Origin of the sequence: Stenotrophomonas sp. SrG, from assembly GCF_050031795.1 — a bacterium.
Classification (GTDB): Bacteria; Pseudomonadota; Gammaproteobacteria; order Xanthomonadales; family Xanthomonadaceae; genus Stenotrophomonas; species Stenotrophomonas rhizophila_A.
This window is the reverse complement of record NZ_JBNBBE010000440.1, coordinates 1-257: the sequence shown is the minus strand read 5'-3', so window position 1 is coordinate 257 and position 257 is coordinate 1. Positions and strand designations below refer to the sequence as shown.

Sequence of the window (257 nt, the reverse complement as noted above, 5' to 3'; positions counted from 1 at the left end):
GGCATACACAGGTGGCGGTGCTCGATGGCGGCCTCGCGGCGTGGCAGGCGGCCGGTCTGCCGTTGTCCACGGACGTGCCCGAGGTGCTGCCGTTGCCGGCCTATCCCGGGCGTTTCGATACCCGCCAGGTGGCGTCGGTGGTCGAGATCGCCGCGCGCTTGAAGCATGCGCCGGGCTGGCTGCTGGATGCGCGTGCCGGTGAACGGTTCCGGGGAGAGGTGGAGCCGCTGGATCCGGTGGCGGGGCATGTGCCCGGG

At 72.4% G+C, this 257-nt stretch carries 1 protein-coding gene; it reads left to right on the top strand.

Features of this window, described 5'->3' with window-relative positions:
• On the top strand, positions 1-257 hold a 257-nt coding region (locus ACQG3P_RS20395), incomplete at both ends, for a sulfurtransferase (protein ID WP_426806060.1).